Consider the following 22033-nt stretch of genomic DNA (forward strand, 5'->3'; position numbering starts at 1 on the left):
ATAGACAGTTTAACGGTATTGCATACGGCAGGTTCTCTAACATTATTAGAGCATCTTTGGTGAGTGTATCGTTATCTGATAATAGGTCTTTCATAGAATTTAAAGGAGTTTTTATGAGTGAAGCAACTCAAGCTGAAGGTCTGAATCCAGAATTAAAAAAACATACGTTTGAAGCGGAAGTGGCGCAGTTACTGCATTTGGTAACGCATTCACTATATTCTAACGCTGATATTTTTGTCCGTGAGTTGGTATCTAATGCGTCGGATGCTTGTGACAAGTTGCGCTTTGAAGGCACAAATGATGACAGCCTTTATGAAGATGATGGCGAATTAAAAATCCGCATCGCTGTTGACGAAGCTGCCAAAACTATTACCTTTACCGACAATGGTATTGGTATGAACGAAGCCGATGCAATCGAAAACTTAGGTACGATTGCTAAGTCAGGCACCAAAGCATTTTTGGATAAACTGTCTGAATCACAAAAGCAAGACGGTCAATTGATTGGTCAGTTCGGTGTTGGTTTCTACTCTGGTTTTATCGTCGCTGATACCATCAGTGTTGAATCACGTAAAGCGGGTGAGCCTGCTGATAAAGGCGTGCGCTGGGTATCAGATGGTACTGGTAGCTTTACTGTTGAGCCTATTACCAAAGACACGCGCGGTACGGCCATTACTTTGCACCTAAAAGAAGAATATAGCGAGGGCGAAGATAACTATCTAGATCGCAGCAAAATTAAGCGTTTGGTCAATAAATACTCTGACCATATCAGTTTGCCAATTCAAATGCGTAAAGAGATTTGGCAAGAAGATGTAAAAGAAGACGAGAACGACGACACGCCTGCTGGTGGCGAGATGGTACTCACTGATGAGTGGGAAACAATCAATAAAGCCAGTGCACTATGGACTCGCTCTAGCTCTGAAATTGAAGACGACGAGTATGTCGATTTTTATAAGAATATCTCTTATGACATGGACGCGCCGCTTACTTGGACGCATAACCGTGTCGAAGGCCGCGTACAGTATACACAGCTACTATATATCCCTAAAAAAGCGCCAGTCGATCTATATACTCGTGAGCAGCAGCATGGTCTAAAGCTTTATGTGAAACGCGTCTTTATCATGGACGAAGCTGAGCAATTGCTACCGATGTATTTGCGTTTTGTGAAAGGTGTGATTGATTCAGCAGACTTGCCATTGAACGTGAGCCGTGAGCTATTACAAGAGTCACGTGATGTAAAATCTATTCGTGAAGGTAACGCTCGCCGTATCTTGACGCTGCTTGCAAGTCTTGCCAATAGCGAAGACAGTGACAAGCAAGAAAAATTTGCACAGTTCTATGCAGAGTTCGGTGATGTCATCAAAGAAGGTTTAGGCGAAGACGTAGGCAATCAAGAACGTATTGCTAAGCTATTGCGTTATACAACTAGCACCCAAGATGGTTTGGTAACAAGCTTTGAAGATTATAAAGGTCGTATGAAAGATGGCCAAAAAGCCATCTATTACCTCACCGCTGATAACCTAGCCGCTGCGAAAAACAGCCCGCAACTTGAGTTATTCAAGAAAAAAGGCATCGAAGTTATCTTGATGACTAGCCGTGTTGATGAATGGGCAATGAACTTCTTGACCTCATTCGATGAGACACCGCTGCAAAACATCGCGAAAGGCGCAGTAGACCTAGGCGACTTGCAAGATGAAGCAGAAAAAGCGGAAGCAGAGAAAGCACAAGAAACGCTAAAGCCAGTAGTTGATAAATTAAAGGCTGCGTTGGGCGAGCGTGCTAAAGACGTCAAAGTGTCTACTCGTTTAGTCGATAGTCCAGCTTGCTTGGTTGTTGGTGAAGGTGAGCTATCACCACAAATGATTCAGATGCTACAGCAAATGGGTCAGGACGTACCAGCAAGTAAGCCAACGCTAGAAGTAAACCCTGACCATCCACTCATCAAGAAGCTTGAGAGCAGTGAGCAATTCGATGATCTGGCCCAAGTCATTTTTGATCAAGCGTTATTGGCAGATGGCGGTCAGCTAGACGATCCAGCCGCTTACCTAAAACGCGTCAATGAGCTATTGATGAGATAATGTTTAGTAATTAGTAAAAAAAGGAGGCTTTATATCAGAGGCCTCCTTTTTTATTTGAATTTTTGGTCGAATTTAAGTGAATTTTACAAATCAGCCTTATCCTCTTAACCGACAATCCGTTACAATCGCGATAGATTAGCGAGCTAAAATATTAAGCAGTGCTGGTCATCTTCTATAATCACTCCATCGTGAATTCAATATAAATCGATGTCTGCATGCTGTACAAAAAATCGTCAATTGATTGCACCGCGTGGCTGTTACATTAAGATAATTATCATTGAGTCATTTTATTTTTCTCGACTGGCTAGAGGTCTAAGTCTTTGTCACTTACGTCGTTAAAAACCGTCTCGCTTCAGCGTTTTTCGCTCAATTTCGCTGCCAATATTATTGCAACTTTGTGGATGCTAGTGGGCTCAACACGGGCTTTTTCTTGGGTTAAACCCACTTTTGTACAGTTTGCTGTATTTGCACTATTGGCGCTTGGTAGTAATGTCTTATTTTCATGGTTAGCTGCTGAAAGTGGCAGCATATTTAATGAGCAAGGATTGGTCAGTTATTTGATCTGGCCGATGATTATTTTGCTTGGTGGTATCATTTTGGCTCGGCGAGCGAGCAATCAAGCATTGGTATTTGTACCAGTAGTGCTGTGGTTGGTCGCCGATACATTGTCAGCCTTATTACAGAGCTTGGTGCAGTTTTTTGGTAGCTATGGTTGGTTGCCAAATTGGAGTTATTCGTTCTTACCAGTACTTTTTTTAGTATTGTTCTTATGGCAAACGCTAGCTCTATTGTGGATTTTCTCCCGTCGTCTGCGTATACCATGGTGGGAGCGAATCATTGTATTGGTTGGCGCGGTAGCGTTGCTGACCATCTGGCAGCGTAATGTCGCTGACCAGCCAATCTTTAAGCAAATACCTGTAGAGCCTGTACTAGAAGAGGCGGCACTGTATCAGCAGCCACGTCTATTACAGCAAGCATTGGATAGTATAGACCCAAGTATCGATGGCAAAACCGACTGGTACTTCATGGGAGTGGCAGGATTTTCTGATCAAAACGTCTTTCGCTCTGAGATTAACAAGGTGCGCGAGTTGTTTGATGTACGCTTTGGTACTAGCGGGCATTCACTATCGCTGATTAATAATACTTATAGCTGGCTCGATGAGCCAATTGCTACTAAGACCAGCATTTTGCGCGGCTTAAAGAAAATCGGTCAGCAGATGAATGCTGATGAAGATGTGTTGTTCCTGACGTTGTCTTCACATGGTAACCAAGATATCGTTCAGTTGGCAAATCCGCCGCTTGCGATGGATAATTTAGATGCTACATGGTTGCGTGACGCGCTAGACGCATCGGGTATTCGCTGGCGTGTGATTGTGGTGTCTGCCTGCTACTCAGGTTCGTTTATTGACGAATTGGCATCGCCAACCACGGTAGTGATTACTGCATCAGCCGCTGACAGAGCATCGTTTGGCTGCACTAATACAGCTGAGATGACCTATTTTGGTCAAGCATTTTTTGCTGAAAGCCTACGAGGGAATACCAGTTTTGAGTCGGCTTTTAAGGATGCCAGTATACGGGTCAATGAGCGTGAGAGCGCCATGGGCTTTGAGCCGTCAGAGCCGCAAATGGTGATTGGTAGCTTAATGGAGACAGCATTGCCTGCGTTTGAGCAAGTATTGTTTGATAAGGCGCGTCCATCCGTTGCTAGTATTACAAATAATGCTACTTCTACAACGGTTAATATTCTACCTGACAATGCTACTAATCTATCGGTAGACGAAGTAGAGATAGCCGCTGAATAAGCACAAAGTAAGATTTGGCATTTTATAAATGCCAATATCAGATTTACTATTAGATGTTGAGCATTTATTAAACATCGTCATTGGTTCTATTTTGAATAAAAGGGATATCACTCATGCAGAATTCTTATAGTCATAGTTTATCTACCAATAAACAGCTTACCCAAAAAAGCGTGAATCGCTGTTTCAACGGTGAGCAGCATTATTATAGTCACGAGTCGACGTCTACTAAAACTTCTATGATGTTTAGTATTTATCTACCTGATGAAGCCTTGGCTGGACGACGTTGTCCTGCGATATTGTACCTATCAGGTTTGACATGTAATGCCGATAATGTCACTCATAAAGCGCATTTTCAGCAAAAATGTAGCGAGCTTGGTATGATACTTATCGCACCTGATACTTCGCCTAGAAGTAGTGAAGACAGCGATGTACCAAATGATGAGCGCTATTTTGTTGGTCAAGGTGCAAGTTATTATGTTGACGCGACTCAAGCGCCGTGGTCAGACAATTTTAATATGCAAAGCTATATTGTCGATGAGTTATATGACTTACTACGTTCAGAGTTTCCTATTCACAGCATCGGTGTCACAGGACACTCAATGGGTGGTCATGGCGCGTTATTGCTAGGGTTTAAGTTCCCAAGTAAGTTTGTCAGCGTATCGGCTTTATCGCCAGTATGTGCGGCGAGTGAGTCTGCATGGGGGCAAGCTGCCTACACAGAGTATTTCGGTGATGATAAGTCTCTATGGGCGCAAGCCGATGCCTCACAAATGATTGAAAAGGTTGGCCAGCAGTATTCGAGCATTTTGGTCGATCAAGGCGCGGCTGATAACTTTTTAGCAGAAGGTCAGCTACAGACCTCTAAACTACAAGCTGCTTGTGAAAAAGCCAAACAGCCCTTAACATTACGTTATCAGGCAGGTCATGACCACAGCTATTATTTTATCCAAACGGTGATTAATGATCATATCGAACATCATTGGCACATGGCTCAAATGAGCTAAGATGTGTTTCAGATGACCGTGATACATTTTTCGCTACTCCATTCATGCTCAACAGGTGATTTTTATGGCAAGTTATCAAGATTTGACAGTTTCTAATTCAAAGAATAAGTCAGCAGATACGAGCTCTACAAAAGCGACTATGCAAGCTGATATGGATGCTGCTCTACAAAAGAAACAACGTAGCAATGATTATAGTGATGAAGTGTCTCAAGTTAAGTCAGACGAGCTGATTGCAAAAACCGTCAACGACGCTGGCGATAGAGTACTTGATGATGTGCAAATATCTCGCGTGATAGAGATGGCATGGGAAGATAGAACGCCATTTGGGGCTATAGAGCATAGCTATGGTCTCGATGAGACTGGGGTTATCAAACTCATGCGCCAAGAGCTAAAGCCGTCATCTTTTCGCTTATGGCGTCAAAGAGTGAGCAATCGCGCCACCAAACATGAGGCAAAGCGCTCTTTCGAAGTTGGCCGTGCTTATTGCAAAACTCAATATAAGCAGCGCTAAACCATTAAGTATTTAACATCATTATATAAAAGGCTCTCAGCATATGTGAGCCGCTTGAAATTTTCTTTTTAATTTATCAATATCTTATATAAACATGAATTAGGTAGCTCAATTATGAACAGTCCTGCTAAACCTTATCTTATTGCACCGTCGATACTCTCAGCTGATTTCGCGCGGTTGGGCGAAGAAGTGGAGAAGGTACTAGAGTCGGGTGCCGATGTGATTCATTTTGATGTGATGGACAACCATTACGTACCCAATTTGACGTTTGGTAGCATGATTTGTAAGGCGTTGCGTGACTATGGTGTTAAAGCGCCAATTGATGTGCATCTGATGGTTTCACCTGTCGATAGTATGATTGAGCAGTTTTTGGAAGCGGGTGCTAGTATCATTACCTTCCATCCAGAAGCCAGCGCTCATATCGATCGCTCACTGCAACTGATCAAAGATGGCGGTGCAGAGTGTGGCTTGGTATTGAATCCAGCGACACCATTACATTATCTTGATTATGTCATGGATAAAGTAGATCAGATTTTATTAATGAGTGTGAACCCGGGCTACGGTGGGCAGTCGTTTATCGATAGTACTTTAGATAAAGTTCGTCAGGTACGTCAGCGTATTATTACTAGTGGTCGAGATATTCGATTGGAAGTTGATGGCGGTATCAAAGCCAGTAATATACGTGCGATTGCTGAAGCGGGTGCTGATATGTTCGTTGCTGGTTCTGCGATTTTTAATCAAGAAGATTATAAAGCGGCTATCGATGAGATGCGCGCAGAGTTGTTATTAGCCAACAACAGCTAGCGAGTTTTGTATGGTTAATAAACGCTATTAGCCATACAATAATAATATTAGAATGTGCTGTATAACTTATGACTATATAGTTAATACTCCATAAAAGAGCTACAGCGTTAACCGCGCCTGAAGTATCACGTATACATCTGCACTCAGTTGCCTTGTATCTCTTTTAAATTGAATCAACTCTATATAACGGTCAGTCACGTAAAGGTGAAATATGGACACAAACAATTCTAGCCGTTCAACAGAACCTTCTGAGCAAGTAAACTCTCATGAAACGTTGAATCAGCAGGCTAAGCAATCACTTGAAAGTGAAACACCGCAGCGCAGTTTGGTGCCTAGAGGTATCACTATTGGCTTAGCGATGTTTGCACTTGTACTTAGTTTGGCAGGTTATGGCTTTCGCCTGATGGTAGGTGATGACGTCGAAACCGTGCTGCGTCACGCTGCAGTCATTGTGCCTGCATTTATGTTAGGTATTCCGCTGTTTTTTTGGGTAGGCTCTCGCATACTTAATAAAGTTAAAGACCTGCATATCGAGAGTTGGAATGCGATTAGTTTGGGCTATTTGACCTCTTGTATATCAATGCTATGGCTGATGGGTACTTACAGTTAAGTTATGTCGCTATAAATATAATGCTTCTTCGCGCCTGTATTGTTTATTCACGCCTATATTGTTTATTCACGCTTATATAACGTCGTAATATTTTATATTTTTTAATCATTAAGCCATGTTCTACAAGCATGACTGGAATTTTATATGAGAATCGTACCAGCCAGTATTGCTAAAATTATCTATCCTAAAGACTTACCAAATGGCTTATTTACCAGCTTAATTATCGCTTGTTTGTTAATGGGATTGGCGTCATTACGTCACGGAACCGACTTACAAGGTTGGCTAAATGTCATTGAAAACTGGCTGCTTATGCTGCTGATATTGCCCACTGCGACGGCCACCGTTGCACTGCCATTTAAGTATCGTGATCCTAGCCTTGAGCTAAAGCTGGTTTATTACCTTGGAATGTTCGTGGCATTCTTATTTACATTAGGAAAGTTACGTTATTGGCACTAATATATACAAACGACATGGCATTCAAGTTTGTTTTTATAGTGAAGACTTATGTGATAGCCCTTGAATTCTAGTGTTAAAGCGTCCATTGTATGAGTAAGACAGATTTACCCGCGTTACTGTAAGATGATAGATTTGCCGAATGAGTTTGTTTTCAATAAATAACTGCTTTGCAATGACCAGTTTCTCTACCAGTACTAAACGGGATAATAAGGAATACATTGATGCCATATGATATCGATAACGATATAGAAGTAGACAACGAAAGTAGCGATCAATTTGCAGGGTTCGCCAAAGAAACCACCTTAGAGTTAGTGGAAGCAGATGATGGTAGGTTGTTGTTGCGTGATGCCGAGCAAGACGACGCGCCGCTGATGACGATTGACTTTTCTGACAAGCTTAAAGAGCTACTTGGTAGCGATACTCAAGCGATTGGTCAACATATGATTCATGCTGCGATTCAGGTCATTATGCAAAAGCAGATGAGTAAGTGGCATGCGCATGTGTATGATAAAGAACCAACGCACTACAGTTGATCTAGTTTATTAGCGAGCTGAAGATAGCTAAATATACAAGCATAAAAAAAGGGTTTATCAATGGATAAACCCTTTTTTTGTTCAAATAATACCATTTATAAAATGAAGATTATTTGATTTTAGCTTCTTTAAAGATCACGTGCTGGCGTACTTTTGGATCAAACTTTTTGATTTCCATTTTGCCAGGCATAGTGCGCTTGTTTTTAGTAGTGGTGTAGTAATACCCAGTACCAGCTGTTGATACTAATTTAATTTTATCTCTCATGATAGCTTTCCTGTAAATGAGGGGTCTTCAAACGATAGGTACGTGTCTCAAAGAGTGAGTTGCCACAATCAATGTAGCAAAACAGCAGCCTAAATGATGAGAGTCATCACCCAGCTGCTATTTTTAACTTAAACTTTTTGACCTTGTGCGCGTAGATCCGCTAACACTTTATCGATACCAAGTTTGTCAATGATGCGCATACCTTTGGTAGACACACGTAGACGTACAAAGCGGTTTTCAGACTCTACCCAAAAACGATGGTTGTGAAGGTTTGGTAGAAAGCGACGACGGGTTTTGTTGTTTGCATGCGAAACATTATTACCCACCATAGGGCGCTTTCCAGTCACTTGGCAAACTCGAGACATGGCGAACTCCTAATCTATGAGGTATGAGTTTTTCTCATACCAGTCTGGGCAAGTTGCACGTTTTTGCGGCATGGACACAGCAAGCGGCAGCTTTGCACCAAACAAAACTATATGAAGGTTGAGCTGGTTTTGCTGCTATCTAAAGGCAAATAACAGGCTGACCAATTCAGAAAATTTTAAAGCCGACATTTATACCATAAAACAGATGAATACTCAAATATTTTTACAATAACTGTCGAATTAAAGGAGGGCTATTATACCCTGAAATGAGCGCTCTATGTTGTTGATTGTTTAATAGTAAAGATTAATTTTTAGTTGTAAGTTATAACAAAAGTCAGTAAAGTTGCTGTTATATATTTAATACAATCTGTTAATACACCAGTATTACTGTAAATCTATGTATCATTACCAATCTCTTTTGATTCTGGATAATGATTTTTTGCTTATTTGCTCAGATAAATTACTGCTCATGCGGAGTCAAAAAATGTCATATAGCTCTCTACCCCTCACTTCTAAGTTGTTTCAGCTTACTTCTTTGACTTGCGCATTAGCATTAGCAGGTTGTGGTGGAGGCGGTGATGGTGACACCGTAGACTCTGTTGCACCGGCACCTGATTTGGGAGTTACGCAGCCTGGAACGGATGGTAGTGGGAGTGACGGCGGTGAACAAGTACCAGATGTTGAGCCTGATTTTTTCTTACAGAAACTCAGTACATCACCTACTATCATCGAGTTATCTGATGAGCAGGCTATCTTTAATGTTACAGTCAAAGCTGCCGAAGTAGGCTCAGGTGGTGCGATGGTTGGCAAGGCAGTTACATTAAAGGTAGTGAGCTCCGAAACCAACGGTATCACTATCGAAGGTCAAAGCACTCAAGTGACTGATAGCGATGGTAATGCGGTATATACGTTAAAGCTTAACCCAAAGGCAGTCGCAGACAAAGAGGCGTTAATCGCAAACGGCTTTACCTTAATGGCCACTGCTAATAAAGCAGATGGTACAGCTGTTGCACCGCAGGAGCTGAAAGTCTCCGTTAGTAGAGAAGGTAGTGGAGATGGCACTCAAGTTGTTGAAAGTAAACTGAGCGTTACTCAAAGTCTTGATACGAGCTCTGTTTCCAATAATAAACTGAACCCTTATGGCGATACGGCAGTTATAAGTGTACAGCTGAAAAATGAAAAAGGTGCACTGGTTCCTGATGTCGAGGTCGGTCTCGGTCTGGATCAGACAGACGGTGTCTCTGTCGACGCTGCTAGTCAAACAACTGATTCGAAAGGCATCGCTACTTTTAATCTCAAGATCGATAGTAACTTGCCTGAAGCGACACGTAATAAACTGCTACAAGGTATCGTTTATGCTATCAATATCCAAGAAAGCAGTGGAGCTACTAAGCTTGTATCTGGCAAGCTAGCTGTTGCATTACCTGTTCAAGACTACGATCTAAAAGTTTCAGGAAACTCAAAGCAGCTTAGTGCTTATGGGGATACACAGCAGCTGACTATCACTGCTTCACCTAAAAATACGAATGTGTCTACCCAGATTGCTGGTGCAAAGGCAACAATCAAGCTAAATAATGCTCCTAAAGGGGTCAGTCTAGCGAGTGAACAGTTGACATTAGATACTAATGGTCAAGCGACTGTGGCATTAACTATATCGCCAACATTGAGCGCTACTGAGCGTCAAGAGCTTGCAGAAAAAGGTATTAGCTACACTATTTTACTCACAGAACCAAACCGTTCGACGTCAACAGCGAGTCCTTCTAGCGTAGTCATTGTTCCAACTGCGGAATACAAGATAAACTTTAATGAAAGCAATAAGAAAGAGCTATCAAGCTCAGGTGGCAGTACAGTCATTAGTTTCCGCGTCAATGATAGCCGCGGCGGTGTAGTGGAAGGACAAAAAGTAATAGCAAGTTTACCAGCAAGTCTGGCTGCTGCAGGTCTACTGACCTTGGAAAATAACTCAGAACAAACTACTAATACTAAAGGTGAAGTTAGCTATACAGTACGAGTGCCTAATAATTTAACTGTGTCACAAAAAGCACAGATCGAAAAGGCAGGTAGTTTTGTATTGTCTGCAAATATAACAGAAGCGTCTGGAGTGCCAAGCACTACCAGTAGTGAAAGTATTCGTATCGGCTCCGACATCGGACAAAGCGATATTACATTGACTGCGCAAAGTGTACCTGCAGTCGCGAGTGTCTTAGATGAAGAGTTCAAATTACAAATCTTAGGGAAGCGTAAAGATGGTAGCGCTGCTGTCGGTCGTACAGTCAAGCTTGTTATTAATGAAGGATTTGCTACAGGTATTACTATTCAAGGTAACGAACAAACCACAAACAGCAGTGGTGTGGCAGAGTTTACAGTTCGTATCAGTCAAAACCTAACACAAGCTCAGCGTGATCAACTAATAAAAACAGGCATCGCCTACACGGCAGTACTGACTGATGAAGATGGTACTCAATCCAAAATTATACAGACAGTAAAAGTTGAGCAGCCAGTAACGAGTATACAATTCGCTTCTATCACAACGCCAGCAATTAGCGAATTAGGCGGTAACGGTAATATTGGTGTGAGATTGACATCCAAAGCGAGTAGTGCTCAGCCAGTTAAAGACAAAGCAGTTACTATCCAGCTAGGTGCAAAAGCATTGAAGTATCGTGTTACAGTTACTCAAACTACAGCGACTACAGACTTCAATGGTGAGGTGCTTTTTGCTGTTAACGTACCTAAAGGTTTAACAGCTATACAGCGAGAGGATTTAAAGAACACCGGTATCAACTATCAGCTAACTTATAGTGAAAATGGTGTTTCTTATGAGTCAGAAATACAGAAAGTAGAAATCACTACTCCTAGCGTTAGTTTGAACATCTTGAACGCCACCAATAACATCGATAATCAAGCAGGATATATTCTAAACAATGTGGGTAGTAATGCTACTATCCAAGCACAGCTGAATAATCAGTCATCTGGTGAACAAGTCACTAATCAGACAGTAAAATTGGTATTTGATAATCCACAATTAGCAAGCCTGTTTACAATAAATGGTCAGCTTGGTTCATCAAGTACCATTGCTATTACAAATGCCAATGGTTTGGTAAGCTTTAATATTGCCGTTCCAAGTACTTTGAGTGATGAGGATAAAGAAGCGCTTAGCAAGCAAGTATTGACTGCGACGTTAACTGAGACCCTGACTGGTAAACAACAGCAGGTTAAAGTCAAGATCCAGTCTATGACAGCAGCTATTTCTTTACTCGCTAACCCAGTAAATGCTCTAAACCTAAATGGCGGCGAAACACAGGTTGAAGTAATAGCCAAAGATAGTGAAGGTAATATCGTTACTGGACAGAAAGTGTTCCTTGCATTGCCAGCTTCTATCGCTAGTAAAGGAATTACGTTAGTATCAGGTGGCAATCAAACTACTGATGATTCAGGCAAGGCTGTATTTACTCTGGCAGTACCAAACAATTTGACCGATAATCAAAAGGCTGGGTTAGGTACAAGCTTCGTTGTAGCATTATCAGCAGCTGATAGTAGCGGTAACATTGTCACGCAAACAAGTACTGTTGAGACAGTGATTCCAGACCTCAATGGTACGTCTGAAAGCCTTGCCATCGGTGCAAACAAAGTCGTCAATACCAAAGGAGATACATTCAAGGTCTTTGTGCGAGTTGCTAATAACATCAAAGGCAACGCTGACAATGCCGACAAGACTATAAGTATTGCCAATCGTAAAGTTGAACTATATGTTGACGATTTTCTACAAACTGGCGTAACTATTAGCAATAACATTGTTACAACTAATGGCGATGGTGTGGCAACTTTTGACCTTACATTGGAAAATGGTGCTAGCGTTAACCAAGCAGTTCTGGAAAAGAATGGTATTCGATTAACAGCGAAAACAATAACAGCAGAAAATGTCGAGCTAGAGCAAAAATACACTGTCGCAGTAGATACGTCTACAATTGAGAGTTACCAGCTAATCGCGTCATCTGATAAGTCTACTTTGAATACTGGTGGCGATCAGACTAGTGCGACCTTCCGAGTGACAGATAGTAATGGTGGTGTTTTATCAGGAGTGCCAGTACAGCTGAGTATTGAAAACTTAGAAGCAAGTGGTGCAGCCTTGACCACGCCAAGCATGGTAACAACTGACGCTAGTGGTCAGATAGATGTTGGTATTATCCTAGCTGCCAATTCTACAAATGCACGCCTCAATCATAGTGTTGTAATCAATGCCAAAATCGTCACGCCACAATATGACGTAGATGGTAATGTCAGTATGCAAGTGCGCGAAGAGAAGGCTTTGAGCTTATCAGCAATTGGTACAGCAATGACCCTTACGGCTACAGAGACTAACTTGAAGGACAATGCTTCAACAGTCATTAGTGCTACTTTAATAGACGGGGCAGGACGTTCTATTGCCAATGCTGGTATCGAGCTAGTAAACGAGAATGATGATGTTATTACTAGCGCCCCTACGACAACTGATGCAGATGGCAACGCTAGCTTTACTCTTAGTGAAAGCGCACTGTCATTTGACGATAACGGTAACTTACGTATATATGCCCGTGCCTTTGGAGAAAATAGAGTAAATACTCAACGTAGTTTAAACAGTCTAGACCTGATCAAAGTTTCTCAAGCAGGTATAAGCTTTATTGATATTGAAGATGTCTATGATGTAAATGAGCAGCAAACTATTAATGTCCAAATTCGTGCTGATAGTCCAGAATTAGCACAAAGTCTGATTGGTGAAACTATTGAAGTTCAAACGACTATTGGGAAGTTTAATAATGGCAGTGGCAACAATAGTGTCATCTTCACAAGAAAAATCAGAGCTACTGATATAGCTGCAAATGGCTATATAATTACAGTCCCTGTGAAACTAACGTCTGAGTTAGCAGGTACAGCAGTACTCAAAGCTAAGGTACTTGGTATATTTACTACAGGTACTACAGGTACTACAGGTACTACAGGTACTACAGGTACTACAGGTACTACGGGTAGTCTTAAATATCAGACAACAGTTGATACTCGATTTAGGGCAACTACACCCGCAAAAATCATCTTTCAAGCTGTAAGATCTGTCATTACTCCAGGTAGTAGTACTGAAGTCATTGCAACGGTAAAAGACATAAATGATATACCAGTCGAAGGTCAAACTGTAGTATTTAGCCGTACGTCAGACTCTTCAGCAGGTCGCTTATCGGCTGCTACAGCAATAACTGATAGTAAAGGTCAAGCACGCGTTGTATACCAAGCTAATGCAAGTTCTCCTATCGGCGGTGTCGTTATCAATGCCAGCCTACTAGATGCTACTTTTAACGTACCGGATGAAACTACGACTATCACAGTTTCACAAGATGCGGTGTACACAACACTAGCCTTTAGCAACGTCGTATCTTCCGATACTATTTATTATACAAAACGCGTATCAATATCTGTAGTCGACGGCTCAGGACGTGCGGTTCCTAACAAGGAAGTGTCTATTCAGTCTTATGCTACAGAATATGCTCAAGGTAGATATTGCTTACTTGATAGTACAGTCACTTATCAAAAAGCGGACGAAATAGAGCGCAATGAGCAAGGTGATATTATTGGCACAACAACACCAGAGCCACTTACAAAGTCTGAAAAAGTTGCTGTATCAATACCACAGGAATTTGGATTCTTACCTACTGAAGATTCAAATTACAACTTTACTTTAGACAGTGACCCCATCTTGGATGAGGATAGAAATAATAATGGTATTCTGGAAGCTATTAATCCAGTAGCTATTATCGGCGGCACAGTGTCAGATGACGGTTATACCTTTATTACTAATGCAGAAGGACGGGCAGACTTTGAGATTCGCTATCCTCTACGCTACTCCAACTGGGTGAAAGTTCGTTTTGATGCCTCTACCTCCTTAAACGGAAGCGAAAGCACTCAAAGTGTTAATTATAGACTACCGTCGTTAGACAGCGATTTGAACATCAGTGGCAACAGCTTAATAACGCCTTGGATCGATAATGCTAGCCCGTTTGGTACAGGTGGAGCTACTTGTGTAGATAATATGAGTATTATGATTAATGATCAAAAAAATACTACTAAAGTAACTCTATCTCCTTATATAACTGGTCAAACACCTTATGCAGTTTCGATTAATGGAGTGTCAAGCAATACGACAAGTACAGACTTTAATAGCTATATTGTAGATTTCAATCAAGCATTTTCTATGGGGTCTACAGTCACTGTTGTTCGCAATGGATTTGATTTCTCCAGAGCCATTAAGGTCGAATAGAAGATTATTATTTTAATTTAAGACTTTTAAACCCCTCAACCCTACGTTGGGGGTTTTTGCTTTATCTTTCTAAATAACCAAATCACCTTAAATAAACAAAAACAACCAACTCGCTCAGCAAAGTATTGCAAAAAAGATTAAAATAACCGGTTTACTATGCTGTTAGCAATTTTTCAGCGATAAGTCATCATTTTTTATATTGGGCGAATTATGTCAGACAACACTAAAACCGTTTCATTATCGACCATAGCTTCTCAGAGCAAACAGACACCTATTGCTATCGATACAGCCACGCTGCTCATCAAATGCAAAGATCAGGCAGGTATCGTACAGGCAGTCTCTGAATTTATTCATCGTTATGGTGCTAATATCATTACGCTCGATCAGTATTCAACGGCGCATGAAGGCGGTCAATATTTTATGCGTTTAGAGTTTGCCTTGGCAGGATTAAGCGATATTATCGAGAATTTTGAGGCCAGCTTTGCGCATACGGTTGCTAAGCGCCACGACATGGATTGGCGCCTACATAATAATGCAACGAAGACCAAAGTCGGTATTTTGGTATCTAAGTTTGATCATGCGTTGTTAGATTTATTATGGCGACATCAGCGTGGATTGCTCGATTGTGAGATTACTTGCGTGGTCAGCAATCATCCTGACTTAAAGCAAGCAGTACAGAATTTTGGCATTACTTTTCATCATGTGCCAGTGACCAAAGACAATAAGGCAGAGGCAGAAGAGCAGATTCATAAGCTGATGGCAGGTAACGACTTGCTAGTATTGGCGCGCTATATGCAGATATTGTCATCAGATTTCGTCAAGCGTTGGCCGATGCAGATTATTAATATCCATCATTCATTCTTACCTGCGTTTGTGGGCGCAGATCCTTATCGTCAGGCTTATGATAAAGGCGTTAAGCTTATCGGTGCAACTGCGCATTATGTCACAGCTGAGCTTGACCAAGGGCCTATTATTGAGCAAGATGTACACCGTGTGACGCATCGCCAAGGGGTGACAGAGTTGCGTGCTATCGGCCGTGATATCGAACGCAACGTATTAGCACGTGCTGTAAACTGGCATGTACAAAACCGTGTGATTGTGGCGGGTAATAAGACAGTGGTATTTAACTAAGAAAAATGAGTAGTGAGTCGGCTAGAAATATAAAAAAGGCGGTCAGTAACTAGTGTTGCTGACCGCCTTTTTCTGAATATATATTTTATAGGAGCATTTCTAAGACGAACTTGCTACCAACAAAGCCAATGGCTAATAGAATAAAGGCATAAATAGTGATATTGGCCGCACGTTTGCCTCGCCAGCCTGCACGCCAATTACCGAATAGTAGTACACCAAATAATAACCACGATAGTAGACTGAAAACAGTCTTATGCACGATATGTTGCGCCATCAAGTCTTGCACATAGATAAACCCAATTCCCAGTGCGATACTGAGCAATACAAAGCCAACCAAGAGCATATCGAATAATAAACTCTCCATACTTTGCAGGGAGGGTAGCTTATTGACCCAAAATCGATGAATGGTATGATGCTTGAGCTCACGTATTTGTAGCCGTAGAAATAGCGCTTGTACCGCCGCCATCAACAGCACACAATAGGCAGCTAATGATAATATGATATGGATTTCAAGTCCGATACTGACATCAGTCAATGGTTGATAAGGGGCGCGGCCAACGTAACCGACAGTCATACCTATTAGCGCAGTGGGTGCAGCCAAAATACCAAGGCTAAGAATAGGGCGATATAAACAGAACAACAGATAAAAGAATAAGAAAAATAAACTGGTCAGACTGATTATATTGAACAAGTTGAAATTTAAACCATACAGCGTCACAACGTATGGATATAGCAGTGCCGCATGTGCCGCCATGCCAACCAGCAATAAGCCCAAACTGAGGCTTTTGTGGATAGGTTTGTCCTGAACCAGCGCCCAACCAATATGGATACTGACTAAGATATAAGCCATGCTAGCAAGTAAGAATGCAAAGTGCACAGATAAAAAGCCTCATCTTATACTGAGCATAAACTGCCGCTCAATGTGTCGCTAAAGTGGTATTATCAGAATGATTAGAATAATCGTCCAATTTATCATAAAATGGGTGCCAATTGAGCACCATCTTGCTTATAACTTATAAATGATCGGTAGTACTGCATGGCGCAAAACATAAAATATGTCATCTGTAAAAAGTTGACTGCAATTATAAGCGCTGTGTCCTTTGCGAAACGACTATAAGTTTTGAGTCATGTTAATGCTATAGTATTGATAATATAATTCTTTTATCATGTCCCTTGTCATGCAATATCCTAATATCTTATAGCGTATCCTAATATTATTTACGAACCATTTTAATGGTTTGATTTAGAGTTATTTTAATTGCGTATTATTTAATTGAAAACCATTTTAATTGAGAGTTATTTATGTTTGATACCTTAACAGAACGCTTATCGTCGAGCCTACGTAACATCGTCGGTACCGGACAGTTGACCGAAGACAATATCAAAGACACACTACGTGAAGTGCGTATGGCGTTGTTAGAAGCCGATGTAGCACTACCTGTCACTCGTGATTTTGTAAAACGCGTCAAAGAACAAGCGCTTGGTGCTGAGGTGCTAAAAGAGTTAGCGCCAGGTCAAGCCTTTGTCAAAATCGTACACGACGAGCTGACCGAAATGATGGGCAGTGCCAATCAGCAGTTAGAGATGACAGGCAAGCCGCCCGTTGTCTATTTGCTAGCAGGCCTGCAAGGTGCGGGTAAAACGACTACAGCTGGTAAGTTGGCCAAATATCTACAAGAGCGTCAAAAGAAAAAAGTGATGCTAGTCTCGGCTGACGTTTATCGTCCAGCGGCTATCAAACAGCTTGAGCAAGTAGCCGGTCAGGTGAATGCTAAGTTTGTGAACTCAAGCACAGATGAGAATCCAATTGATATCGCAAAGCGTGCGATTGAAGAAGCCAAAATCCAATATCAAGATATCTTGATCATTGATACCGCTGGTCGTCTACATATCGACGATACCATGATGGATGAGATTAAGGCGCTAACTGCTGCGGTTAACCCATCTGAGACGCTATTTGTCGTCGATGCCATGACTGGCCAAGATGCCGCCAATACTGCAAAAGCCTTTAATGATGCGTTGCCATTGACAGGTGTTATCTTAACTAAGACTGACGGTGATGCTCGCGGCGGTGCGGCGCTTTCTGTACGCGCTATCACCGGTAAGCCAATTAAGTTCTTGGGCCGCGGTGAAAAACTAGACGAGCTAGAGCTGTTCCACCCTGAGCGTATCGCGCAGCGTATCCTTGGTATGGGTGACGTACTGAGTCTGGTCGAAGAAGTTGAGCAAAAGATTGACCGTGATAAAGCCGAAAAAATGGCGAAAAAGATGCAAAAGGGCGGTGACTTCGACCTTGAGGATCTATTGACTCAGTTCCAGCAGATGAAGAGCATGGGCGGCATGGCAGGCTTCTTGGATAAGATGCCTGGTATGGGCGGCTCAGACATGCAAAAAGCAGTCGAAGATGCCAAGCCAGAAGAAAAAGTACGCGAAATGGAAGCATTGATCAATTCAATGACACCATTTGAGCGTAAAAATCCTGATAAAATCAATCCAAGTCGTAAGCGCCGTATCGCTGCAGGTTCAGGCCGTGAGATTCAAGACGTTAATCGTCTGCTCAAGCAACACAAGCAGATGGCAAAAATGATGAAAATGATCTCAAAGCCTGAAGGCATCAGTAAAATGATGAAGTCTATGCAAGGGCTCATGGGTGGCGGTAGTGCTGGCGGTGGCGGCGGTCCATTGTTTGGCGGTGGTGGTCAGCAAGGTGGCGCTAAAGACGTGAATCCAGAAAAAATGGCCAAGCAAATGGGACTGGATCCAAACAATATGCCAAGCACTGAAGAGATGCAAAAGCAAATGCAAGAGATGCAAAACCAAGCACCAAAGAAGTTCAAAACCCGCTTTTAGATAACAATTAGTTATTTTTAAAACGTCTAAACAAAGCCCCAAAGCCAATGAAGCTTTGGGGCTTTTTATCGTTATCAGTTGCAGATAAACACTGATGGATAAAGTGTGAAAAATATAGAAATTAATAAAATTCGTGTACCCTAAATGCTATGATAGGCGCTGCTTCATTCTGTCAGTATTCTTATAGTGAATGAATGATAGATCGTTATTAAAAATTATTAAAATCTGACAAATCAATTTAGAACGCCAAAAGTAAAAGCCGAGGTTGTGATGTTTTTAGCAATGGATACCGTGTTCGACCAGTGTTCGATCGCGATTTTAGATTCGAGCGGACAGGTATTGTCGAGCCATACCGAAACAGGTAAGCGTCAGCAGACTCAACAGATTTTACCGATGATTGATGCTGCATTGTCTGAGGCGCAGTTACGTCTTGCTGATATACAGGCTTTAATATTCAATCGCGGGCCGGGTGCGTTTAGTGGTATCCGTATCAATACGGCAGTGGTACAGGCTCTGTCTGTAGCGCATGATTTGCCTTGCGTTGGCGTCTCAAGCCTACAAGCAATCGCACAATGCGCGTATCAGAAATATGGGCTAACACACTTATATAGCGCTCTTGATGCTCGTATGCAGCAAGTCTATTTCGGGCAGTATGAGTTGGTAACTGACGAACAGTTAGGTCATAGCACCATGCAGCCAGTATCGGCTGATGGTAGCGATAGTACAGAGCAGCTATTAGATTATGATAGCCAAACAGTACTCAACCTGCCTATCGCGGGTAATGGCGCGCCGTTATTGGCACGACATGATCAGCAAGACTGCCATGAAAATGTTTGGCCAGATGCTGTTGTGATTGGGCAGCTTGGTATTGCTCAGTTTGCAAACGATGGTGGTACGGAAGCGTCACAGGCATTACCAAAGTATCTACGCAATCAAGCTTGGAAAACACTTAAAGAGCAAGGCAAAGCATAGCTTTATAAATATGCTTTTTGCAGCCAGCTTTTTAGTGTTTAGTAAGCGCATACCCATATAAAATCAACGTTAATATAGGACAGCCAATCGGTCTGTTTTTAGGCCAGTTTTTTTAGGCCAGTCTGTTTCTAGGAAAGTCACTGTGGATATAGTTTTATTCGTTCAAGCTGTCATCATGGGTATCGTTGAAGGTATCACTGAGTTTTTACCCATCTCTAGTACGGGATATTTGATTTTATCAGCAGATGTGATGGGTTTCTGGACTAAAGAAAAAGTTGATTTATTTGTTGTTGTTGTGCAGCTTGGCGCTATTTTGGCAGTGATTTATGACTATTGGGGTAGATTGTGGCAAGCATTGATGGGTTTGCTGACTGGCAAAGCAGAGGGCATGACCAATCCTAGACAGCTGGGACTGAGTCTGATTGTCTCTACTATCCCTGTGATGATTGTTGGTTTTACTTTTGCCGATGAAATCAAAGCTTATTTGTTCAATCCTATCGTCGTTGCCATTATGCTTATCATTGGCGGTCTGCTGATATTTTATGTGGAAAAACGTCCTAAAACGGTCATTGCAGAAGAAGCGGAAGATGTCAGCATAAGAACTGCGTTGATGATTGGTTTGTTCCAATGTCTAGCTCTTATACCAGGGACGTCACGTTCGGGCGCCACTATTATTGGTGCGCTGTGGTTAGGTGTCTCACGTAAGGCTTCTGCTGAGTTTTCTTTCTTTTTGGGTATTCCTGTCATTGTAGGCGCGGCACTGTTGGATTTGCTCAAACATGGTGACGTATTGACCAACAGTGAAGACTGGCTGGTGCTAGGTATCGGAACCATCGTATCATTTGTAGTGGCGCTACTTTGTATCCGCTTACTTGTGGCATGGGTAAGTCGCCGTGACTTTACTATTTTTGCTTGGTTACGCATTATCACGGGTGTTATCGTGTTGGTCGCCGCTTGGGGCTTTGGTTATCAAATGGCTGGCTAGATTTGCGTTATGATTTAACACGCCAGTAATTTATAGTGAAAATAAGCAGCAAATAGGATGATGGTTATGACCGATGTGCCCCAAACGTATGACGAGACAGGTGCTGTTGTACATTGTCAGCTATTCTACGTCAAGGAAAGTCAGCAAGCACAGGTTGAGAGTCTACAGTCATTGATAGCTGAGCATACATTACCAATTATCTTGGATATTAAGGTCGCTACAGAGAAGTTAACTCAAAAGCGCCGTCAGCAGTTGAGCCAAGCATCTACTCAACCTATTTTATTATTAGATGATAAAGATAAGCTATTATGGCTAAGTGATGGGCTTAGTGTGGCACCTGAGTGGGACAAGTTGCAGCGCCGTGTAGTGAGTGCTGGTCGTAAGTCTGAGCTGCTATTACAAGCCGCCAAAATCATATCAGATAGTCACGTTATTGATGCAACTGCTGGCTTTGGGCATGATAGTTTGATATTGGCCAGTACTGGTGCCCAAGTTACTATGCTTGAGCAACAGCCTTTGATGGCATTGCTGTTACTTGCAGAGCAGCAGCGTATGAGTGCGCAACCCAATTGGCAAAAGCTCATGAGCCGTCTACAGATTATTAATGCTGATGCGCTCAGTTATTTTGCGAATCTAGAAGCAAGCACCGCAATAGACGATGCTATGGCAGTCGATGTCGTCTATTTGGATCCGATGTTTCCAGAGGATAGCTATCAAGATAGCAAAACAGGTAAAGGGGCAAAAGTCGGTAAGCATATGCAAGCACTGCATCAATTGGCTCGTCCACCAACTTCAGATGAAGAGCGACAGCTGCTAAGTAGGGCGCAGGCCGTTGTCAGACGAAATATGCAAGGCCAAGGTCGCGTGATCGTAAAGCGTCCACAGTTTGCACCGCTGCTTGCTGATGAGCCAGCTAGTGAAAGCTGGCATAATGAAGCCGTGCGCTTTGATGGGTATTTTGTCTGACAGATACTGTTTGCGATAATGAATGTACGAGTATAAATGTACGCAATCAATCAGCTTATATATGCAGAATTAATGGATTTAGGAGCAAGGAATGTCAGCGTTAATCATTTGGGTTATGGGTGCAGTTTTACTGTTGATTAATATCATGTTGCGTACTCGCATTCTTCGGCTTGAGGCACGGTTAAAAGAGCTGAGCAATCCACAAGAGCAGCTAGTATTTTTGCGTCAACAAGCGAAACAGAAAGACAAAGTCCCAGCGCTGAAAGCATTACGCAAGCAATATCCTGAGCTATCACTGATCGAAGCGAATAAATTGTGGCAACAAGTTCAGTAACCAGTCCATTAAACTTAGTAATTAGTCTATTAAAACTCAGTAATCAGCCCTTTGAAAAATTAATTTAGTTGTTCTGAGCGAAGTATA

The 22033-nt window shown here is 42.0% G+C and carries 18 protein-coding genes; 15 read left to right on the forward strand and 3 right to left on the reverse strand.

The genetic code is table 11. The features are described 5' to 3' along the window. Positions 1-113 precede the first annotated feature (113 nt). From htpG to HCZ91_RS01720, 8 genes are all read left to right on the forward strand, one after another. A complete protein-coding gene (gene htpG, locus HCZ91_RS01685; RefSeq protein WP_179797639.1) occupies positions 114-2075 on the forward strand; it encodes a molecular chaperone HtpG in 1962 nt (653 codons plus the stop codon). A gap of 320 nt (positions 2076-2395) precedes the next feature. After that, on the forward strand, positions 2396-3877 hold the full coding sequence (locus HCZ91_RS01690; protein ID WP_179797641.1) for a C13 family peptidase: 1482 nt from the start codon (positions 2396-2398) through the stop codon (positions 3875-3877). A gap of 113 nt (positions 3878-3990) precedes the next feature. Further along, on the forward strand, positions 3991-4881 hold the full coding sequence (gene fghA, locus HCZ91_RS01695; RefSeq protein WP_179797643.1) for an S-formylglutathione hydrolase: 891 nt from the start codon (positions 3991-3993) through the stop codon (positions 4879-4881). A 226-nt stretch (positions 4882-5107) separates the two neighbouring features. Beyond that, positions 5108-5392 (forward strand): TIGR03643 family protein, encoded by a 285-nt coding sequence (locus HCZ91_RS14055; protein WP_257019949.1) that lies wholly within the window; start codon positions 5108-5110, stop codon positions 5390-5392. Positions 5393-5506: 114 nt separating this feature from the next. Then, positions 5507-6196: a ribulose-phosphate 3-epimerase gene (gene rpe, locus HCZ91_RS01705; RefSeq protein ID WP_179797645.1), complete on the forward strand. Its 690-nt coding sequence runs from the start codon at positions 5507-5509 to the stop codon at positions 6194-6196. Between the two features lie 211 nt (positions 6197-6407). Continuing rightward, on the forward strand, positions 6408-6806 hold the full coding sequence (locus HCZ91_RS01710; RefSeq protein ID WP_257019935.1) for a hypothetical protein: 399 nt from the start codon (positions 6408-6410) through the stop codon (positions 6804-6806). A gap of 144 nt (positions 6807-6950) precedes the next feature. After that, positions 6951-7262, forward strand: a complete 312-nt coding sequence (locus HCZ91_RS01715) for a hypothetical protein (protein WP_057761376.1) — start codon at positions 6951-6953, stop codon at positions 7260-7262. A gap of 221 nt (positions 7263-7483) precedes the next feature. Then, positions 7484-7795, forward strand: coding sequence for a hypothetical protein (locus HCZ91_RS01720; protein WP_179797647.1), 312 nt, complete (start codon positions 7484-7486; stop codon positions 7793-7795). Between the two features lie 109 nt (positions 7796-7904). On the opposite strand, the gene rpmG is transcribed toward HCZ91_RS01720, so the two are convergent. Both rpmG and rpmB read right to left on the reverse strand, forming a co-directional pair. Continuing rightward, entirely contained in the window at positions 7905-8060 is a 156-nt protein-coding gene (rpmG, locus tag HCZ91_RS01725; protein ID WP_010201403.1) for a 50S ribosomal protein L33, read from the reverse strand. Between the two features lie 128 nt (positions 8061-8188). After that, complete coding sequence (gene rpmB, locus HCZ91_RS01730; protein ID WP_057761372.1) at positions 8189-8425, reverse strand: 50S ribosomal protein L28; 237 nt, start codon at positions 8423-8425, stop codon at positions 8189-8191. 484 nt (positions 8426-8909) lie between these two features. Between rpmB and HCZ91_RS01735 the strand changes: the two genes are divergently transcribed. Continuing rightward, a complete protein-coding gene (locus HCZ91_RS01735) occupies positions 8910-14708 on the forward strand; it encodes an Ig-like domain-containing protein (protein WP_179797649.1) in 5799 nt (1932 codons plus the stop codon). Between the two features lie 210 nt (positions 14709-14918). After that, the gene (purU, locus tag HCZ91_RS01740) at positions 14919-15839 is read left to right on the forward strand and encodes a formyltetrahydrofolate deformylase (RefSeq protein WP_257019936.1); all 921 of its coding nucleotides are present in this window, start codon (positions 14919-14921) and stop codon (positions 15837-15839) included. An 85-nt stretch (positions 15840-15924) separates the two neighbouring features. Here purU and ccsA read toward each other — a convergent pair whose 3' ends face one another. Then, entirely contained in the window at positions 15925-16716 is a 792-nt protein-coding gene (gene ccsA, locus HCZ91_RS01745) for a cytochrome c biogenesis protein CcsA (protein ID WP_179797652.1), read from the reverse strand. A gap of 425 nt (positions 16717-17141) precedes the next feature. Between ccsA and ffh the strand changes: the two genes are divergently transcribed. The 5 genes from ffh to HCZ91_RS01770 all read left to right on the forward strand — a co-directional run bounded on the left by ffh (position 17142) and on the right by HCZ91_RS01770 (position 21946). After that, positions 17142-18689 (forward strand): signal recognition particle protein, encoded by a 1548-nt coding sequence (gene ffh / locus HCZ91_RS01750; protein ID WP_179797655.1) that lies wholly within the window; start codon positions 17142-17144, stop codon positions 18687-18689. A 270-nt stretch (positions 18690-18959) separates the two neighbouring features. Further along, the gene (gene tsaB / locus HCZ91_RS01755; protein ID WP_179797871.1) at positions 18960-19661 is read left to right on the forward strand and encodes a tRNA (adenosine(37)-N6)-threonylcarbamoyltransferase complex dimerization subunit type 1 TsaB; all 702 of its coding nucleotides are present in this window, start codon (positions 18960-18962) and stop codon (positions 19659-19661) included. A gap of 142 nt (positions 19662-19803) precedes the next feature. Then, a complete protein-coding gene (locus HCZ91_RS01760; protein ID WP_179797657.1) occupies positions 19804-20646 on the forward strand; it encodes an undecaprenyl-diphosphate phosphatase in 843 nt (280 codons plus the stop codon). A gap of 66 nt (positions 20647-20712) precedes the next feature. Beyond that, positions 20713-21612 carry a class I SAM-dependent methyltransferase gene (locus tag HCZ91_RS01765; RefSeq protein WP_179797659.1) on the forward strand — a complete coding sequence of 300 codons (900 nt, stop codon included), beginning with the start codon at positions 20713-20715 and terminating at the stop codon, positions 21610-21612. Between the two features lie 91 nt (positions 21613-21703). Continuing rightward, entirely contained in the window at positions 21704-21946 is a 243-nt protein-coding gene (locus HCZ91_RS01770) for a hypothetical protein (RefSeq protein ID WP_179797662.1), read from the forward strand. The last annotated feature ends 87 nt before the right edge of the window (positions 21947-22033 follow it).

Origin of the sequence: Psychrobacter sp. BI730 (genome assembly GCF_013414195.1) — a bacterium.
GTDB lineage: Bacteria > Pseudomonadota > Gammaproteobacteria > Pseudomonadales > Moraxellaceae > Psychrobacter.